General features: G+C 64.3%; 17 protein-coding genes. 13 read left to right on the forward strand and 4 right to left on the reverse strand.

The genetic code is table 11. The features are described 5' to 3' along the window. The 5 genes from BHQ40_RS21180 to BHQ40_RS21200 form a co-directional block, all read left to right on the forward strand. Nucleotides 1-435 (forward strand): phosphopantothenoylcysteine decarboxylase domain-containing protein (locus tag BHQ40_RS21180; protein ID WP_290438446.1); only part of this gene is annotated, 435 nt, incomplete at its 5' end. Then, the gene (gene dut / locus BHQ40_RS21185) at nucleotides 407-865 is read left to right on the forward strand and encodes a dUTP diphosphatase (protein WP_070157792.1); all 459 of its coding nucleotides are present in this window, start codon (nucleotides 407-409) and stop codon (nucleotides 863-865) included. The genes BHQ40_RS21180 and dut, both read left to right, overlap by 29 nt. A gap of 2 nt (nucleotides 866-867) precedes the next feature. After that, nucleotides 868-1287 carry a hypothetical protein gene (locus BHQ40_RS21190; protein ID WP_070157793.1) on the forward strand — a complete coding sequence of 140 codons (420 nt, stop codon included), beginning with the start codon at nucleotides 868-870 and terminating at the stop codon, nucleotides 1285-1287. After that, a complete protein-coding gene (locus BHQ40_RS21195) occupies nucleotides 1284-2051 on the forward strand; it encodes a HesA/MoeB/ThiF family protein (RefSeq protein WP_070157794.1) in 768 nt (255 codons plus the stop codon). The genes BHQ40_RS21190 and BHQ40_RS21195 overlap by 4 nt, the downstream gene beginning before the upstream one ends. Further along, entirely contained in the window at nucleotides 2039-2404 is a 366-nt protein-coding gene (locus BHQ40_RS21200; RefSeq protein ID WP_070157795.1) for a peroxiredoxin, read from the forward strand. Before BHQ40_RS21195 ends, BHQ40_RS21200 begins: the two co-directional genes overlap by 13 nt. Nucleotides 2405-2665: 261 nt before the next feature. Here the strand turns inward: BHQ40_RS21200 and BHQ40_RS21205 are convergent, their stop codons facing one another. Continuing rightward, entirely contained in the window at nucleotides 2666-3295 is a 630-nt protein-coding gene (locus tag BHQ40_RS21205) for a class I SAM-dependent methyltransferase (protein WP_070157796.1), read from the reverse strand. 41 nt (nucleotides 3296-3336) lie between these two features. Next, nucleotides 3337-4254: a LysR family transcriptional regulator gene (locus BHQ40_RS21210; RefSeq protein ID WP_070157805.1), complete on the reverse strand. Its 918-nt coding sequence runs from the start codon at nucleotides 4252-4254 to the stop codon at nucleotides 3337-3339. 126 nt (nucleotides 4255-4380) lie between these two features. Here BHQ40_RS21210 and BHQ40_RS21215 point away from each other — a divergent pair, with 126 nt between their 5' ends. After that, nucleotides 4381-5877, forward strand: coding sequence for a CoA-acylating methylmalonate-semialdehyde dehydrogenase (locus BHQ40_RS21215; protein WP_070157797.1), 1497 nt, complete (start codon nucleotides 4381-4383; stop codon nucleotides 5875-5877). 97 nt (nucleotides 5878-5974) lie between these two features. Here BHQ40_RS21215 and BHQ40_RS21220 read toward each other — a convergent pair whose 3' ends face one another. After that, on the reverse strand, nucleotides 5975-6307 hold the full coding sequence (locus BHQ40_RS21220) for a GIY-YIG nuclease family protein (protein WP_435593928.1): 333 nt from the start codon (nucleotides 6305-6307) through the stop codon (nucleotides 5975-5977). Between the two features lie 50 nt (nucleotides 6308-6357). Here BHQ40_RS21220 and BHQ40_RS21225 point away from each other — a divergent pair, with 50 nt between their 5' ends. From BHQ40_RS21225 to mmsB, 4 genes are all read left to right on the forward strand, one after another. Further along, on the forward strand, nucleotides 6358-7503 hold the full coding sequence (locus tag BHQ40_RS21225; RefSeq protein ID WP_070157798.1) for an acyl-CoA dehydrogenase family protein: 1146 nt from the start codon (nucleotides 6358-6360) through the stop codon (nucleotides 7501-7503). Between the two features lie 157 nt (nucleotides 7504-7660). After that, nucleotides 7661-8743: an enoyl-CoA hydratase/isomerase family protein gene (locus BHQ40_RS21230; RefSeq protein ID WP_070157799.1), complete on the forward strand. Its 1083-nt coding sequence runs from the start codon at nucleotides 7661-7663 to the stop codon at nucleotides 8741-8743. A 16-nt stretch (nucleotides 8744-8759) separates the two neighbouring features. Beyond that, a complete protein-coding gene (locus BHQ40_RS21235; protein ID WP_070157800.1) occupies nucleotides 8760-9539 on the forward strand; it encodes an enoyl-CoA hydratase-related protein in 780 nt (259 codons plus the stop codon). Between the two features lie 113 nt (nucleotides 9540-9652). Beyond that, nucleotides 9653-10531, forward strand: coding sequence for a 3-hydroxyisobutyrate dehydrogenase (gene mmsB / locus BHQ40_RS21240; protein WP_070157801.1), 879 nt, complete (start codon nucleotides 9653-9655; stop codon nucleotides 10529-10531). Between the two features lie 29 nt (nucleotides 10532-10560). On the opposite strand, the gene BHQ40_RS21245 is transcribed toward mmsB, so the two are convergent. Next, the gene (locus tag BHQ40_RS21245; protein WP_083277083.1) at nucleotides 10561-12285 is read right to left on the reverse strand and encodes a molybdopterin-dependent oxidoreductase; all 1725 of its coding nucleotides are present in this window, start codon (nucleotides 12283-12285) and stop codon (nucleotides 10561-10563) included. A 502-nt stretch (nucleotides 12286-12787) separates the two neighbouring features. Between BHQ40_RS21245 and BHQ40_RS25865 the strand changes: the two genes are divergently transcribed. The 3 genes from BHQ40_RS25865 to BHQ40_RS21255 form a co-directional block, all read left to right on the forward strand. Continuing rightward, complete coding sequence (locus BHQ40_RS25865) at nucleotides 12788-13123, forward strand: hypothetical protein (RefSeq protein ID WP_139139399.1); 336 nt, start codon at nucleotides 12788-12790, stop codon at nucleotides 13121-13123. Between the two features lie 93 nt (nucleotides 13124-13216). Then, nucleotides 13217-14890 (forward strand): GMC oxidoreductase, encoded by a 1674-nt coding sequence (locus BHQ40_RS21250; RefSeq protein WP_070157803.1) that lies wholly within the window; start codon nucleotides 13217-13219, stop codon nucleotides 14888-14890. Nucleotides 14891-14936: 46 nt separating this feature from the next. Further along, the coding region (locus BHQ40_RS21255; RefSeq protein WP_083277085.1) for an amino acid permease at nucleotides 14937-15997 on the forward strand (1061 nt) is incomplete at its 3' end.

Genomic DNA, 15997 nt, shown 5'->3' on the forward strand with positions numbered 1-15997 from the left:
CTGGCGGCGGTTGAAGGCGCGCTCCCCGCCGATGCCGCGATCATGGTCGCCGCCGTTGCCGACTGGCGCGCGCAGGCGCCATCGGGACAGAAGATCAAGAAAGCCGGAAGCGCGCCGGAGCCGCTCGCCCTGACCGAAAATCCCGACATCCTCGCCACGCTTGGGCATCATGCGAAGCGCCCCGCGCTGCTGATCGGTTTCGCCGCCGAAACGCAGAAGCTGGAGGAGCATGCCCGCGCCAAGCTGGCGAAGAAGGGCGCTGACTGGATCGTCGCCAATGACGTGTCGGGCGACGTGATGGGCGGCGACGCCAACCGGGTCCATATCGTCACCGCCAGCGGCACCGAAAGCTGGGAGGACCTGCCCAAGGACGCCGTCGCCAACCGCCTGATCGAGAAAGTGGCCAATGCCCTCACATCCCCTGCCGACGATTAATATCCTGCTGAAACGCCTGCCGCATGGCGAGGGACTGCCTGCGCCATCCTACACCACCGATGGCGCGGCGGGCATGGACGTGGTTGCGGCGGAGGAGCTGGACCTCGCCCCCGGCCAGCGCCACGCGGTCGCGACCGGTTTCGCCATGGCGATCCCGCCGGGCTATGAGGTGCAGGTGCGCCCCCGGTCCGGCCTTGCGCTGAAACATGGCGTCACCGTGCCCAATACGCCGGGGACGATAGACAGCGACTATCGCGGCGAGCTGAAGATCATTATGATCAATCACGGGGCCGATGCCTTTCCCATTCGCCGGGGCGACCGCATCGCCCAGATCGTCCCCGCCCCGGTGCAGCATGCCCGCTTCGCCGAGGTAGAAGAACTGGATGGAACGGCCCGTGGCGCGGGAGGGTTCGGATCCACAGGAGTGTGAGGATGAGGTATCAACTGGCCCTGTTGGCGACCTTTGCCATTCCTTCTTTCGCTTGTGCGCAGACATTGCCGCCCATGCCCACATCGCTGGAGTCTACGGAGCGCCTGACCCTGCCGAAAGCGGCCCGGACAACCGCGATGAGCAGCCTGAAAGGCTTTGCGGCGATCGAGCGCGGCAAGTGCAAGACGCCGGTCAGCGTCCAGAACAAGCTGAGCACCGTGTCCGTGCCGATGTTCGTGCTGGTGTCCGGGACTGGAAACGTGTCCAAGATCGTACCGCTCAACACCGACTGCCCCGGCCTTGATACCGTCGCGGCGACCGAGCAGTTGCGCATGATGAAGGGCAATACGCCCGTCCCCGCCGATGGGCGGCCACACTGGTACTGGACGACGCTGGATTTCTCCGTGGAATTTCAGGGATGACGTTGAGCGACGCGCAGCTTGAACGCTATGCGCGCCATATCATCCTGAAGGAAATCGGCGGGGCCGGGCAGGCCCGGCTACTGTCCGCCCAGGTGGCGGTGATCGGCGCGGGCGGCATTGGCAGCCCGGCCATCCAATATCTGGCGGCCGCGGGCGTCGGCGCCATCCGGGTCATTGATGACGACCTGGTATCCTTATCGAACCTGCAGCGCCAAACCCTGTTTGGCACCGCCGATATCGACCGGCCAAAGGCGGAGGCGGCGATGAGCGCCGTCGCAAGATTGAACCCCGATGTGAAGCTGGTGCCGATCAACCTGCGGATCACGCGGGACAATGCCGCGGACCTGCTGCGCGATACCGACGTCATCCTGGACGGATGCGACAATTTCGATACCCGCCTGGCCGTTTCCGACATGGCGACGCGGCTGCGCATCCCGCTGATTTCGGCGGCCGTGGGGCAGTTTGACGGGCAGTTGGCCGTCTATCGCGGATGGGAAGCGGACAAGCCCTGTTATCGCTGTTTTGTCGGGAACGATCCCGCACGGCCGGACGTGAATTGTTCCGATCAGGGCGTCGTCGGCGCGCTGACCGGCATTATCGGTAGCATGGCCGCGCTGGAGGTGATCCGCGCCATCTGTCCCTTCGGCGACGACAGCGCGGGCAAGGTGCTGCTTGCCGACACATTGTCCCTGCGGTTTCGCACCCTGTCCCTGCCCAAGGACCCGGCCTGCCCCGCCTGCGCGGCCCTGTCATGCCCGGCCTGAAGATCATTGTCCTGACCGCCGACGCCGAACGGTTTCGCGGCGCATTGACGATCGCGGCCGCGCATGCCGCGCTGGGCGAACCCACGGCGGTCCTGTTGCAGCATGAGGCGGCGGCCCTGCTTCGCCAGCCGATCGCCGTGCCCGGCGACGCCATGCACGCCGTCCACGGCCTGCCCCCGCTTGCGACGTTGCTGGACGGCGCATTGTCTTTGGGGGTGGAGGTCATCGCCTGCCAGAGCGGGCTGAGCCTGTGCGGTCTGGCGGCGGAGGACCTTGACCAGCGGATCAGCGCGGGCGGTCCAGTGTCGTTCCTTCAGGCCATGTCACTGGACGACCGGCTGACTCTGGTCTGACAAACCGGGCATAATGCGATGGCGAATGCGACGGTATATGCAGTCCCGGCCTTTTTGAGCCTTCAATTAACTTATTGAAATATGATTGTTAATTTCCGGCCTGTTGGACCGGCCTTGTTGGAAGTGTCGACTTTGTAGGATCACGCCCGCGCGCCCGATGCGTTGGATTTGGCCGCGATGTTGGCCGCGATGTTGGAAGTGTCGCGTTTGCCGCACGGGCACCAGCGCGCGCCAATCCCATCAGGACGAAGATCCGTTGCGTCAGACCGGACGGGTGAAGCGGAACACCGTCGCGGGCGGGAAATTGCGCACCGTCTGCCCCACGCGCTCAACCTCCAGCCCCAGCAGGGCCATCGTGTCCCGGCTGATCGGCGGGCGCAGCGAATAGGTGAACTGGACGAAGCTGCCGCCCGGTTTCAGCATCGCGAAGGCTTCCGACAGGATGGCGATGTGCATCGCCTTGTCCATCGCCAGCAGGGGCAGGCCGCTGACGACGATCTGATAGTCGCCCGGCTTGCCCGCCGCGCTGGATGAGACGGACTGGGCGGGAACCTCAAGGATCGACACGCCGGGAAAATGGCGGCGCAGGCCGCGCGCGAAGGCCGGGTTGATCTCCACCACCTCCAGCATGTCCGCGGGCAGGCCCGTCGACAATATCTCGCGGGTGAATACGCCGGTGCCGCCGCCCAACTCCATCACCCGGCCGCCATCCGCCGCGATGTCGCGCACCATCAGGCGGGCGAGGTAACGGCTGCTCGGCACCACCGAGGCGGTCTGCCGGGGCTTTTTCACCCAGGCCGCCAGAAAGTTCAGATATTCGGACGCCTGCGTCCGGTGGTCGGGCATGCAATCGAGAGCGGATGCGCGGATGCGTTTGAACCTGTTCTGCATTGGCGCGACCCGGATGCTCCCTTCAAGGTTGGAGTCTCCGCTTAACGTGACGCGGACGTTACGTCGATAGGCCGGATGCGATCAACCGACAGGGAATCGACACGGCGTTGCAGCCATTGGGCGACTGCCGCGATCCGCGCCAGCGCCCGCATGTCGCCATGCGTCACCAGCCAGAAGCTGCGCTGTATCTCCACATCGGCGTCCAGCACCGGCACGAGGCGTGGATCGCTGCGCCCGATAAAGTCGGGCAACACCCCTATTCCGGCCCCCTCCGCGACCATGCGGTGCTGCACATTGATGCTGGTGCTGCGCAGATGCGCCTCCAGCCCCGCCTCCACTTCGCCCAGATAGTCCAGTTCGGGCGAGAAAATAAATTCAGGGACATAGCCGATCAGCGTATGGTCGCGCAGGGCCGCGCGCTGCCCCGGATTTCCGGCCCGCTGGAGATAGGCGGGGGCGGCATAGAGGTGCAGGCGATAATCGCCCAGACGCCGGACCGCCAGCCGCCCCCGCTGCGGCCGCGCCAGCATGACCGCCATGTCCGCCTCCCGCTTCGACGGGTTGAGGAAACCCGACGCGGTGATCAGGTCCAGCCGGATGCCCGGATTCTGCGCATGAAAGTCTGCAAGGCCGGGGGCCAATATCCATGTGCCGAACCCCTCGGCCACCGACAGGCGGACCTGACCGGACAGGCTGCGCGATTCACCCGTCACCTCCTCCATCGCCGCAAGCGTGGCGCTTTCGACGGCCTCCGCATGGCGGAACAGCGCCTGCCCGCGTTCGGTAAGGCTGCGCTCTCCCCCGGCAATCTCGAACAGTTCGGCCTCCAGCGACCGGCCAAGCCGCGTCAGCCGCCGCCCGATCGTCGTCGCGTCGATCCCCAGCGTGCGCGCGGCCGGCGCGATCTTGCGCGCGCGGGCCACCGCCAGAAAAATCCGCAGGTCGTCCCAGTCGAACATCTCACCGCACCCCTGCAAAATCGCAGCGCCATGTTGCGCATGTGCCCCATTGTGTGCAATTCCGCAATGGTTCAGAAGGCGCGCCAACGACTCCATCAGGATCTATGCCGAGAGGAACCGCCCGTTATGCGTGAGATTTCCCACAAGCTCGCCTTTGCCCATGACGGCAAGGCCGCCCGTTACAGCGATGTGTTCGATCCCAATAATGGCGGCGTCCAGGCCCGCGTCGCGCTGGGCGACAAGGCGCTGCTCGACCTCGCCGTCGAAGCCGCCAAGAAGGCGCAGCCCGCATGGGCCGCCGTCAATCCGCAGCGCCGCGCCCGCGTGATGTTCAACTTCAAGGCGCTGGTCGAGAAGAATATGGACGAGCTGGCCCACCTGCTTTCGTCCGAGCATGGCAAGGTCATCGCCGACGCCAAGGGCGACATTCAGCGCGGCCTGGAGGTCATCGAATTCTGCTGCGGCATCCCGCATGTCCTGAAGGGCGAATATACGCAAGGCGCGGGTCCGGGCATCGACGTCTATTCCTTCCGCCAGCCGCTGGGCATCGGCGCGGGCATCACCCCGTTCAACTTCCCCGGCATGATCCCGCTGTGGATGTCCGGCGTGGCGATCGCCACCGGCAACGCCTTCATCCTGAAGCCGTCCGAGCGCGATCCGTCGGTGCCGGTGCGCCTCGCCGAACTGTTCCTTGAGGCCGGTCTGCCCGAGGGCATCCTGCAGGTCGTGCAGGGCGACAAGGAAATGGTCGACGCCATCCTCGATCACCCGGATATCAAGGCGGTCAGCTTCGTCGGTTCGTCCGACATCGCCCATTATGTCTACAAGCGCGGCGTCGACGCCGGCAAGCGCGTGCAAGCCATGGGCGGCGCGAAGAATCACGGCATCGTCATGCCGGACGCGGATCTTGATCAAGTCGTCAACGACCTGTCCGGCGCGGCCTTCGGCTCGGCGGGCGAGCGCTGCATGGCGCTGCCGGTCGTGGTGCCGGTCGGTGAAAAGACCGCCATTGCGCTGCGCGAAAAGCTGATCCCGGCGATCGAGGCGCTGCGCGTCGGCGTCTCCACCGATGCGGAGGCGCATTACGGCCCGGTCGTCACCGCCGCGCACAAGCAGAAGATCGAAAACTGGATTCAGACCGGCGTCGACGAGGGCGCGGAGCTGGTGATCGACGGCCGCGGCTTTAAGCTGCAGGGGCATGAGGAAGGCTTCTTCGTCGGCCCGACGCTGTTCGACCATGTCACCACCGATATGGAAGCCTATAAGGAGGAAATCTTCGGCCCCGTGCTGCAGATGGTCCGCGCCGAAAGCTTCGAGGAAGCCGTGTCGCTCCCCAGCAAGCATCAATATGGCAATGGCGTCGCCCTGTTCACGCGCAACGGCCACGCCGCCCGCGAATTTGCGGCGCGCGTCGATGTCGGCATGGTCGGCATCAACGTGCCGATCCCGGTGCCGGTCGCTTACCACACCTTCGGCGGCTGGAAGCGGTCGGCGTTCGGCGACACCAACCAGCACGGCATGGAAGGCGTGAAGTTCTGGACCAAGGTCAAGACGATCACCCAGCGCTGGCCGGACGGCGGCAGCTCCGGCGACAGCGCCTTCGTCATCCCGACGATGGGGTGAGGTATTTGGGGAGCGGAAGCAGGCTTTCGCTCCCCATCGTCATGCTGACGATACCCCTTGAGCCGTCATGCCGGACTTGATCCGGCATCCATTGGCTCTAGCTTGAACCAAGCGGCGGAAGGCCCAGAATGATTGCGCGATCTTCCCAGAACGGATTGTCCTTCTCGATCAGCGACACCTTCCAGTCCCGTCGCCATTTTTTCAGTTTCTTTTCGAGTGCGATCGCGGTGGGAAAATCTGCCTGATATTCAAACCAGACGAGGCGGTGAACGGAATGACGAGCAGTAAAGCCATCCATCATAGTCGTTCGATGCTGGTGGATGCGTTCGATCAGATGCCCGGTCACGCCGACATACAATGTGCCGTGCCGGCCGCTTGCCAATATGTAGACGCATGGCTGATTAGGCATGACGAGGATATGAAGCGCCAATGGATGCCGGATCAAGTCCGGCATGACGGCTATTTGGATCATAAGACATCATGACGACCCAGTTCGAGCTTACCGAGGACCAGCTCGCCATTCAGGATATGGCGCGCAAGTTCACTGCCGACGCCATCACGCCCCATGCGGCGGAGTGGGACGAGAAGCACATCTTCCCCCGCGACACGATCAAGGCGGCGGCCGATCTGGGCTTTGGCGGCATCTATGTGTCGGAGGAGTCAGGCGGCATCGGCCTGGGGCGGCTTGAGTCGGCGATCATCATGGAGGCGATGGCCTATGGCTGTCCGTCCACCAGCGCCTTCATCTCCATCCACAATATGGCCGCATGGATGGTCGATCGCTTCGGCAGTCAGACGCTGAAGGACGCATATCTGCCCGATCTGGTGCCGATGAACCGCATGGCGAGCTATTGCCTGACGGAAGCCGGCGCGGGATCGGACGCCGCCAGCCTCAAGACCAAGGCGGTCAAGGATGGCGACCATTATGTCGTCACCGGCTCCAAACAGTTCATTTCCGGCGGCGGCGAGAATGAAATCTATCTCGTCATGGTCCGCACCGGCGATGACAGCCCGAAGGGGATAAGCTGCCTCCTCATCGAGAAGGATATGCCCGGCGTCAGCTTCGGCGCGCAGGAGAAGAAGCTGGGATGGCACAGCCAGCCGACCGCGCAGGTCAATTTTGACGGCGTGCGGGTGCCCGTGGAGAATCTGGTCGGCGCCGAGGGTGAAGGTTTCCGCATCGCGATGATGGGTCTCGACGGCGGCCGCCTCAACATCGGCGCCTGCTCGCTGGGCGGCGCGCAGCGCTGCCTCGATGAAGCCGTGACCTACACCAAGGACCGCAAGCAGTTCGGCCGGGCGATCGCCGATTTCCAGGCGACGCAGTTCACCCTGGCCGACATGGCGACGGAGCTGGAGGCGGCGCGCGCGCTGCTCTATCTCGCCGCCGCCAAGGTGACGGCCAATGCGCCGGACAAGACCCGCTTCGCTGCGATGGCCAAGCGGTTCGCGACCGATACCGGATCGTCGGTGGTCGACCGCGCGCTGCAACTGCATGGCGGCTATGGCTATCTGCAGGATTATCCGATCGAGCGCTTCTGGCGCGATTTGCGCGTCCATTCGATCCTTGAGGGCACCAATCAGGTCATGCGGATGATCGTCGGACGGGACATGTTGCGGCAGTGAACAAAGCCCTGTCCTCCCTCTCACCGTTCGTCCTGAGTGCCACTGAGCTTGTCGAAGTGGCGTATCGAAGGACTGTTGCTTTGCGCGAGGATGCTTCGATACGGGCTTTCGGCTTCGCTCAATCCCTACTCAGCACGAACGGTGGAGCTAAAATCGCGTGACCGAAGAAGTCCTGACCTTCATCGATAACGGCGTCGGCCGCATCCGGCTCAACCGTCCCAAGGCGATTCATGCGCTGACGCCCGGCATGTGCGAGGCGGTGAATGAAGCGCTGCTCGCCTGGCGCAAGGATGACGCCGTTGTCGCGGTCATGATCGATCATGCGCCAGCCCCGGACGGCGACCCGAAATTATCGCGCGGCTTCTGCGCGGGCGGCGACATCGCGCTGATCGCCAACAGCGCCAAGGCCGATTGCGTGGAGGCGGAACGCTTCTTCCATGTCGAATATCGGATGAACCATCTGCTGTTCGTCTATGACAAGCCGATCGTCGCCTTCATCGACGGCATTACGATGGGCGGCGGCGTCGGCATCTCCCTGCCCGCCCGCTACCGGGTCGCGACGGAGCGGACGATGTTCGCCATGCCCGAAACCGGCATCGGCCTGTTCCCCGATGTCGGCGGCGGATGGTTCCTGCCGCGCCTGCCCGGCCGGATCGGCGCGTATCTCGCCGCCACCGGGGGCCGGATCGACGGCGCGGACGCAAAAGCGATCGGCCTCGCCACCCATTATATGCCTTCCGAAAAGCTGGAGGATGTGAAGGCGAAGATCATGGCCGATCCCGCTTCGCTCGCCGCGATCCTGGACGCCGGAACGGAAACCCCGCCGCCGTCCAAGCTGGAAAGCCAGCGCGCCGACATCGACCGGCTGTTCGCGTCGGACCGTTATGAGGACATCCTTGCCGCGCTGAACGCCGACGGTTCGGAATGGGCGCAGAAGCAATTGTCGGTGCTTGCGACCAAATCGCCCCAGACGATCAAGGTGGCGCTGCGGCAACTCGTCGAGGGCGCGGCCTTTACCGATTTCGCCGACAATATGCGCAACGAATACCGGATCGCCTGCCACGTCATCCGCCGTCCCGATTTCGTCGAGGGCGTGCGCGCCGTGATCTTCGAGAAGGATAATGCGCCCAAGTGGGAGCCTGCGACCCCGGAAGCTGTTACCGACGCCCTTGTCGATTCCCTTTTCGCGCCCCTGCCGCCGGAAAAGGAATGGACCCCATTGCCTGAATTAAGCGCCTGACCAGGGAGCCTGAACCATGTCCTACGAAACCATCCTCGTTGAACAGCGCGACGCCGTCACGCTCATCACCATCAATCGTCCGCAGGCGCTGAACGCCCTCAATACGCAGGTGCTGGCCGAGCTGTCGGACGCCTTCGCCAAATATGACGCCGACCCGTCGCAGCGCTGCGCGGTCCTGACCGGCAGCGGCGAGAAGGCGTTCGCCGCCGGCGCGGACATCAAGCAGATGGCCGACAAGCCCGCCTCCGACTTCTTCCTGGAGGATTTCTTCTCCGGTTGGCAGCGGGATGTGGTCGCGACCCGCAAGCCCTGGATCGCGGCCGTCGCCGGCTTCGCGCTGGGCGGCGGATGCGAAGTGGCGATGATGGCCGATTTCATCATCGCGGCCGACACCGCGAAATTCGGCCAGCCGGAAATCAAGCTGGGCGTCGCCCCCGGCATGGGCGGTTCGCAGCGCCTGACCCGCGCGGTCGGCAAGGCGAAGGCGATGGAAATGTGCCTGACCGGCCGGATGATGGACGCGGCGGAGGCCGAGCGCGCCAGCCTGGTGTCGCGCGTGGTTCCGGCCGCCGACCTGCTGGACGAAGCGCTCAAGACCGCCGCCACGATCGCGGCGATGCCGCCGATGGCCACCATGATCAACAAGGAGATGGTCAATCTGGCGTTCGAAAGCGGCCTCAATCAAGGCGTGCTGAGCGAACGCCGCCTGTTCCAGATCCTGACCGCCACCGAGGACAAGATGGAAGGCATGGCCGCCTTCGTCGAGAAGCGCCCCGGCGTCTGGAAGGGACGGTAACGCCGTCCGGTCGTCACCCCAGCGAAAGCTGGGGTCTCAGGCGACGGGCGCAGCATAGAGGCATGAGATCCCAGCCTGCGCTGGGATGACGATACAAGTCGGAGAGTATCCCAATGACCACCACCATCGCATTTATCGGCCTTGGCAATATGGGCGGCGGCATGGCCGCGAACCTTGTAAAGAACGGTTATGCCGTGCGGGCGTTCGACCTGTCCGAAGATGCGCTGGCCAAGGCAGAGGCGGCGGGCGCGACGCGCAGCACGGGGGCGGCCGACGCCGTTGCCGGGGCCGATGCGGTGGTTACGATGCTGCCCGCGGGCAAGCATGTCGAGGCGGTCTACACCAACGACGTGTTCGGCGCGGCGAAGCCCGGCGCGCTGTTCCTCGATTGCTCGACCATCGACGTCGCCACCGCCCGCCGCGTGATCGAGGCGGCGACGGCCAAGGGTTTCGAGATGGTCGACGCCCCGGTTTCCGGCGGCATCGCCGCGGCCAATGGCGGCACGCTAACCTTCATGGTCGGCGGCGAGGATGCGGCCTTCGCCAAGGCCAAGCCGATCCTGTCGGCGATGGGCAAGGCGGTGATCCATGCGGGCGGCGCGGGCACCGGCCAGGGCGCGAAAATCTGCAACAACATGCTGCTGGGCGCGACGATGGTCGCCACCTGCGAAGCCTTCGCCATGGCGCAGAAGCTGGGCCTCGACCCGCAGACCTTCTATGACATTTCCAGCGTCTCGTCCGGCCAGAGCTGGTCGATGACCAGCTATTGCCCGCTGCCCGGCGTCGGCCCGCAGACGCCCGCCGACAATGATTATCAGGGCGGCTTCGCCGTCGCGCTGATGCTGAAGGACCTGAAGCTCGCCACAGAGGCGGCGGCGTCGGTCAACGCCAGCGTGCCGATGGGCAACGCAGCCGAAGCGCTCTACCAGCTTCTCGCCAACAAGGGCGAGGGCGGCAAGGACTTCTCCTCGATCATCAAGCTGCTGAGCTGATCGCCGGTTCCATTTCACTCGAAATCACTCTAGGCGCCGGGGACGAGAGTCTTTCCGGCGCCTGAGGATATCGCCTGCTCCACCGGCATCAGCCGCGCCCTTCCATCGGCCGTGTGAAAGCGGCCGTCCATGAAGGGCGCGCCGCCCCAACGCCATGATGTCATTTCATCATAGGCCGGGTTGGATATCGCGGCATGGCGGCGAATGTCGAACAGCCGCGCCCCCGCATTGCCATAAGCGGACAGGCGCGCATGTTCGCGATACACCTCCGCCGGATAGGCGAAATAAAAGGCGTCGCGCCAGCCCATGTCGCGCGCCACCTGAGTCATGATCCACCAGTGCGGCCGCGCCTCTCCGGCAGTGGGGAAGAAAGGCCGCTGGCGGCTGATCATCCGGTCGAAGCCGGTCGATGTCCCGTTCTGCTCCCCCCATCCGGCGGCGGGCAGGTGCACGTCCGCAGGGCTGTCGTCCGCGACGCTGTGCGAATGGATGACGAACAGGCCAGCCGCCTGCGCATCCCGGATGATGTCCGCATCCTGCGGTTGCAGCACATCGTCCCCCACTAGCCAGAGCGCCCTTGTTTCCGGGCCGATCAGGTGACCGGCGCTTTCCACGGGCTGCGCGGCCATGTTCGCGCCGCCCCAGAAGCGGCCGGCGAGCGCGACATGATCAGCGGTGAAGTCCATATGCGCCGCCAGGGTGGCGGGCGATATGCCGACCTCCCGCGCGCCCATCGCATTGGATGCGGCCGCCAGGGGAAATGGCGCGGCCCCCGGCCTGCCGATCCGCCCGGTCGCAAGATGCGCGTTGAGCACCGCCCCGGTCAGGGAAGCATCGCCGAACAGGGTCATTGTTTTCGGGTTTGCGGCGAACAGGTCGTAAAAGGACTGCAGATCGGCCGGCGCCACATCGCAGGCGCGGGCAGTGGACCACAGGTCATGCCCCTCCTCAAGCGCATCCCAGAAGCCCCGCGGCGTGATCACATGCGATTCAAGGAATGGCCGGTCGACAATTCCGGCGCGGCGGGAAAAGGCGAGGAGGCCGGTGAACAGGATGCTTTCCGTGCCTGGCCGGATCGCCAGATGCCGGATCGCCAGATGGATGTCCGACGCCGCGCTGTCTTCCGGCTTCTCGCCGCCGATCATCACGATCGTCGCGGCCTGACTTTCCTGCGCCGCGACAATCCTGCGCCACAGGATCGGGAGGTCCCGCCGGATATCGGTTCCGGCGATGATGACAAGCTTCGCCCGGTCGATGTCGTCGGCCGTCGCGGGCACGACATCCTCGCCCAACGCCATGATCAGCGCATCTGCCGGAGATTGAAGGGCCGGAGAATGAGGGTCCGGGAGGAGGGCGATGTCCGCCGATCCGATGAAGCCCTTCATCATCTTGTTCGCGATATAATAATCTTCGGTCAGCAACCGGTCGGACAAGCGCATGGCGACGCTTTGCGGACCATGGCGCGCGACGAAATCGGCCAGGCGCTTTGCGATATGGGCTGCGGCCCTGGGCCAACCCGCTTTCCTGCCCTGGATTTTCGGATGCAGCAGGCGCTGGTCCAGAGATGCGGATTCGCCCGGCTGAACGGCGCGGTGGCAAAGATCGCCCCGATTCGCGGGATGGCGCATGTCCCCTTCCAGCTCGACGCGCCGGTCATCGCGCGTACGCGCGACAACCCCGCAGCCGACGCTGCATTCCGCGCAGATGGAGCGGATCAAGCTTGGCGTCGGCCTCACCGCAACACATGCCCCCACCGACGGTCGATACTCGCCATTTTTACAGCCATGCCTCGACCAGTCCCATGGCTTCGAAGCCCTAACGCCTCCCTTTCATCCAGTAAACGGCCGTCCGGCGCGCGAGTCGCTCTGGCTGGCGGGGCGAAGTTGTCCAGCCTGAACCGTTCGCGCCAAAAAAATTTTTGCGCCCCGCCCGATACCGCATCCCAACCCATCCCATGATGCGGGCAGGCAAGGGAGCCATGCCCGGCGCTGGTCGCCGGGATGGCGGAGCGTCGTTAGACATGAAGCAGAAACATTGATTTATATCAGCTTTTTGTTGCCCCGCAGCATGCGGTGGCAGGGTGTGCGACGGACGATATGGCGTGCGGCCTTGCGCCGGTTGGGCCTTCGCAAAGAGGCGGACCCGCCTCACCCCTCATCCCGTAAAGAGACAAAAGGAAACCACATTCCTTTTCGCGCTTTTGTCATTTGCTTTTTGTCAAATCCTCATGCCCTATAACCTATGTAAAGGAATCGCATGAAGCCGCCCAAATATCAGATTCAGCCAATGATAGGCGTTCTTATGGTGTTGGTGCTGTGCGGCGGCGCTCTGTTGGTTTCGTTATTTACGGAATTGTTAATGTTATCGCCGATAGGAGCGCGGAGTTCGTTTGGTGTTTGGCAATCCTTGTTGGGCGGTTCGCTGGACTTTCCAAACATGATTTCCCTTTCACTGACGGTTTCCGCCTTTTCGTTGGAACTGTTCGTCATTATTATTCTGGGGGTGATCGCAATTCGTCGTAATAAAGCGGCGGAACTTGATTGCCGCAGATATGCACGCCGGCCGGCATGCGCGAGAGGACCACTCGCCTGACGGCCTTTATACTGAACTGAAATGGCAGGCCTGTGGGGGGATGCCGATTTGAACATCGCATAGTCCGGGTTACGCCGGGGGAGTTGCCACTTCATGTTTGTCGATACCAAGACCCTTGATCAGGATAGCGTCATCCGTTCGGGCATTTGCATTGTTGGTTCAGGTCCGGCCGGTGTCGCCCTTGCTACAGAATTGCTGAATGCGGGCATATCCGTTTCAATCATAGAAAGCGGCGGGCTGGACAAGGACGCCAGCGATCTGGGGCAACCGGCCAAGACGTCGGTCTTTCCCGATCATCGCGGCATCTGGACCAACCGGCAGTTCGGCGGCAACGGCGTTTTGTGGCACGTCAATGCGGGCCTGGGACCCAACCACCTCCGCCTTTTGCCGATGACCGCCGCCGATTTCGAGGCGCGGCCATGGATCGACGATAGCGGCTGGGCCGTCCCCTATTCCGACTTCGCGCCTTATTATGACCGGGCGCAGTCCTGGTTCGACCTGGATGCGCGCAGCTATACGCCCGCCGATTGGGAAAGCGCCGAAACCAGCGCGCTGGCGCTGCAAGGCACCGGCGTACGGACCGGCATGTTCCATTTCGCCTATAAAGAGGTGATCCTGAAAACCTATCGCGCGGCGATCAACGCATCCCGCGATGTCAGCGTCTATTACAACGCCACCGCCACGAAGCTGGACATGGACGAGGGCGGCAAGCGGATTACCGCCGTGCGCGCGACCACCGCGCCGGGCCATGAGGTCACCTTCGAGGCTGACATGTTCGTGCTGGCCCAGGGCGGCCTGTCGACGCCGCAACTGCTGCTGGCCTCGACCGACCGGCACCAGAACGGCATCGGCAACCAGAATGACCTGGTTGGCCGCTATTTCATGGATCACCCCCTGCTGTTCGGCGGCACCTTCACGCCCGCCTCGCGCGATCTGATCGACCGCATGGCGCTTTACGATCTGCGCCGCATCGACGGCATGTCGGCGATGGGCCATCTGCAGCTCACCGACGAGGTGCTGCGCCAGGAGCAGTGCGTGAACCTGAGCGGCATCCTGTTCCCCCGGCGCAGCATGGGCGCGCGGCGGGAGGCCGGGTTCCAGGCGTCGCAGCGCCTGCGCGCCGCCATGCAGAAGCGCGGCAAGTTCAATATCGGCGACATCTTCACCGCGGCAAAGGGCGTCGATGGCATCGGCCGCCAGTTCTATGACCGCCTGTTCGCGCCGATTTCCCATCTGGGCATTGGCGGCTGGTCCAACAGGGAAAGGCCGTCGGAGGAATTCGACCATTTCGAAGTCCTGCACCAAGTGGAGCAGCCGCCCCGCCGGGATAACCGGATCGTCCTGGGCAAGGAGCTGGACGCGCTCGGCAACCGCCGGATCGAAATCCACTGCACCTGGAATGATGCGGACATGGACATGGTGCGCAAGTCGCAACAGATCATGGCCCGCGAAATCCGCAAGAGCGGCATCGGCGAGTTCAAGGTGCAGGATCCGGTCGAGGTCAAGACCAGCTCCACCACCCACTTCATGGGCGCGACCCGGATGCATGACGACCCCACAAAGGGCGTGGTGGATTCCCAGTGCCGCGTGCATGGCGTGGACAATCTGATGATCTCCGGATCCAGCGTGTTTCCGACCGGCGGCTACGCCAATCCCACCCTGTCGATCGTGGCCATGTCGATCCGTGTCGCGGATCAACTGAAGCGCGACTTTCGCACGTCAGGGCTGAACAGTTCACGCGCGGGCGGGACTCTGGTCACCGCCTGATTTCGCCCCTACACTCCCTCTCCGGCCACCGGGGAGGGACATGGGCATGAAGAACTGGATGCAGCGCAAGGCGGTCGGACTCGATAGCCTTGCCAGCCATCATCGCCTCAATCCGACGCTTAGCTGGTGGCATCTTGTCGCCCTGGGCGTGGGGGCGATCGTCGGCACCGGCATCTATACGCTGGTCGGCGTCGGCGCCAATCTCGCCGGGCCGGCCGTCACCCTCTCCTTCCTGATTGCGGGCGCGATCTGCGCCTGCGCCGCGCTGGCCTATGCCGAGGTGGCGACGATGATCCCGGCGTCGGGCAGCGCCTATACCTACAGCTATGTCGTGCTGGGCGAGATCATCGCCTGGGTCGTGGGCTGGAGCCTGATCCTGGAATATTCGCTGGTGGTGAGCGCGGTGGCCGTGGGCTGGTCGGGCTATGCCGTGGGCTTCCTGCACTCGATCGGCCTTGACCTGCCGCTCGCCATGTCCGCCGGGCCGCATGCCGGCGGCCTGATCAACATTCCGGCGATGTTGATCGTCGCGGTCGTCGCCGGCCTGCTGGCGCTCGGCACCAAGGAAAGCGCGACGGTGAATGCGATACTGGTGCTGGTGAAAATCATTGCGCTGCTGATCTTCGTTGTCGTCGCGCTGCCGCATTTCGATGCGTCGCATTTCAAGCCCTTCATGCCCTATGGCTTTGCGAAGCATGATGTCGATGGCGTGCAGCGCGGCGTGATGGCGGCGGCGGCGATCATCTTCTTCGCCTTTTACGGCTTCGACGCGATTTCGACGGCGGCGGAGGAAGCGAAGCGGCCGGGGCGCGACCTGCCGATCGGCATCATCGGGTCGCTGGCGGTCTGCACGGCCGTCTATGTCGGCGTGGCGGCGGTCGCGGTGGGATCGATGTCCTACACCGTCTATGCCAACAGCCCGGAGCCGCTGGCGCTGATCCTGCGCCAATTGGGGCAGGGCGGCACGGCGGCGATCATCGGCGCGGCGGCGATCATCGCGCTGCCCACGGTGATCCTCGCCTTCCTGTACGGGCAAAGCCGCATCTTCTTCGTCATGGCCCGCGACGGCCTGCTGCCCGCCAGCCTGGCCAAGGTCAATGCGCGCAC

Source organism: Sphingobium phenoxybenzoativorans, assembly GCF_001757355.1.
In the GTDB taxonomy this organism is placed as follows: Bacteria; Pseudomonadota; Alphaproteobacteria; order Sphingomonadales; family Sphingomonadaceae; genus Sphingobium; species Sphingobium phenoxybenzoativorans.

Coding starts and splice junctions, on each gene's coding strand:
- BHQ40_RS21215 (WP_070157797.1), top strand. CDS start 4,381: ATGCGTGAGATTTCCCACAAGCTCGCCTTTGCCCATGACGGCAAGGCC.
- BHQ40_RS21200 (WP_070157795.1), top strand. CDS start 2,039: ATGCCCGGCCTGAAGATCATTGTCCTGACCGCCGACGCCGAACGGTTT.
- BHQ40_RS21225 (WP_070157798.1), top strand. CDS start 6,358: ATGACGACCCAGTTCGAGCTTACCGAGGACCAGCTCGCCATTCAGGAT.
- BHQ40_RS21190 (WP_070157793.1), top strand. CDS start 868: ATGAGGTATCAACTGGCCCTGTTGGCGACCTTTGCCATTCCTTCTTTC.
- dut (WP_070157792.1), top strand. CDS start 407: ATGCCCTCACATCCCCTGCCGACGATTAATATCCTGCTGAAACGCCTG.
- BHQ40_RS25865 (WP_139139399.1), top strand. CDS start 12,788: ATGAAGCCGCCCAAATATCAGATTCAGCCAATGATAGGCGTTCTTATG.
- BHQ40_RS21195 (WP_070157794.1), top strand. CDS start 1,284: ATGACGTTGAGCGACGCGCAGCTTGAACGCTATGCGCGCCATATCATC.
- BHQ40_RS21205 (WP_070157796.1), bottom strand. CDS start 3,295: ATGCAGAACAGGTTCAAACGCATCCGCGCATCCGCTCTCGATTGCATG.
- mmsB (WP_070157801.1), top strand. CDS start 9,653: ATGACCACCACCATCGCATTTATCGGCCTTGGCAATATGGGCGGCGGC.
- BHQ40_RS21235 (WP_070157800.1), top strand. CDS start 8,760: ATGTCCTACGAAACCATCCTCGTTGAACAGCGCGACGCCGTCACGCTC.
- BHQ40_RS21210 (WP_070157805.1), bottom strand. CDS start 4,254: ATGTTCGACTGGGACGACCTGCGGATTTTTCTGGCGGTGGCCCGCGCG.
- BHQ40_RS21250 (WP_070157803.1), top strand. CDS start 13,217: ATGTTTGTCGATACCAAGACCCTTGATCAGGATAGCGTCATCCGTTCG.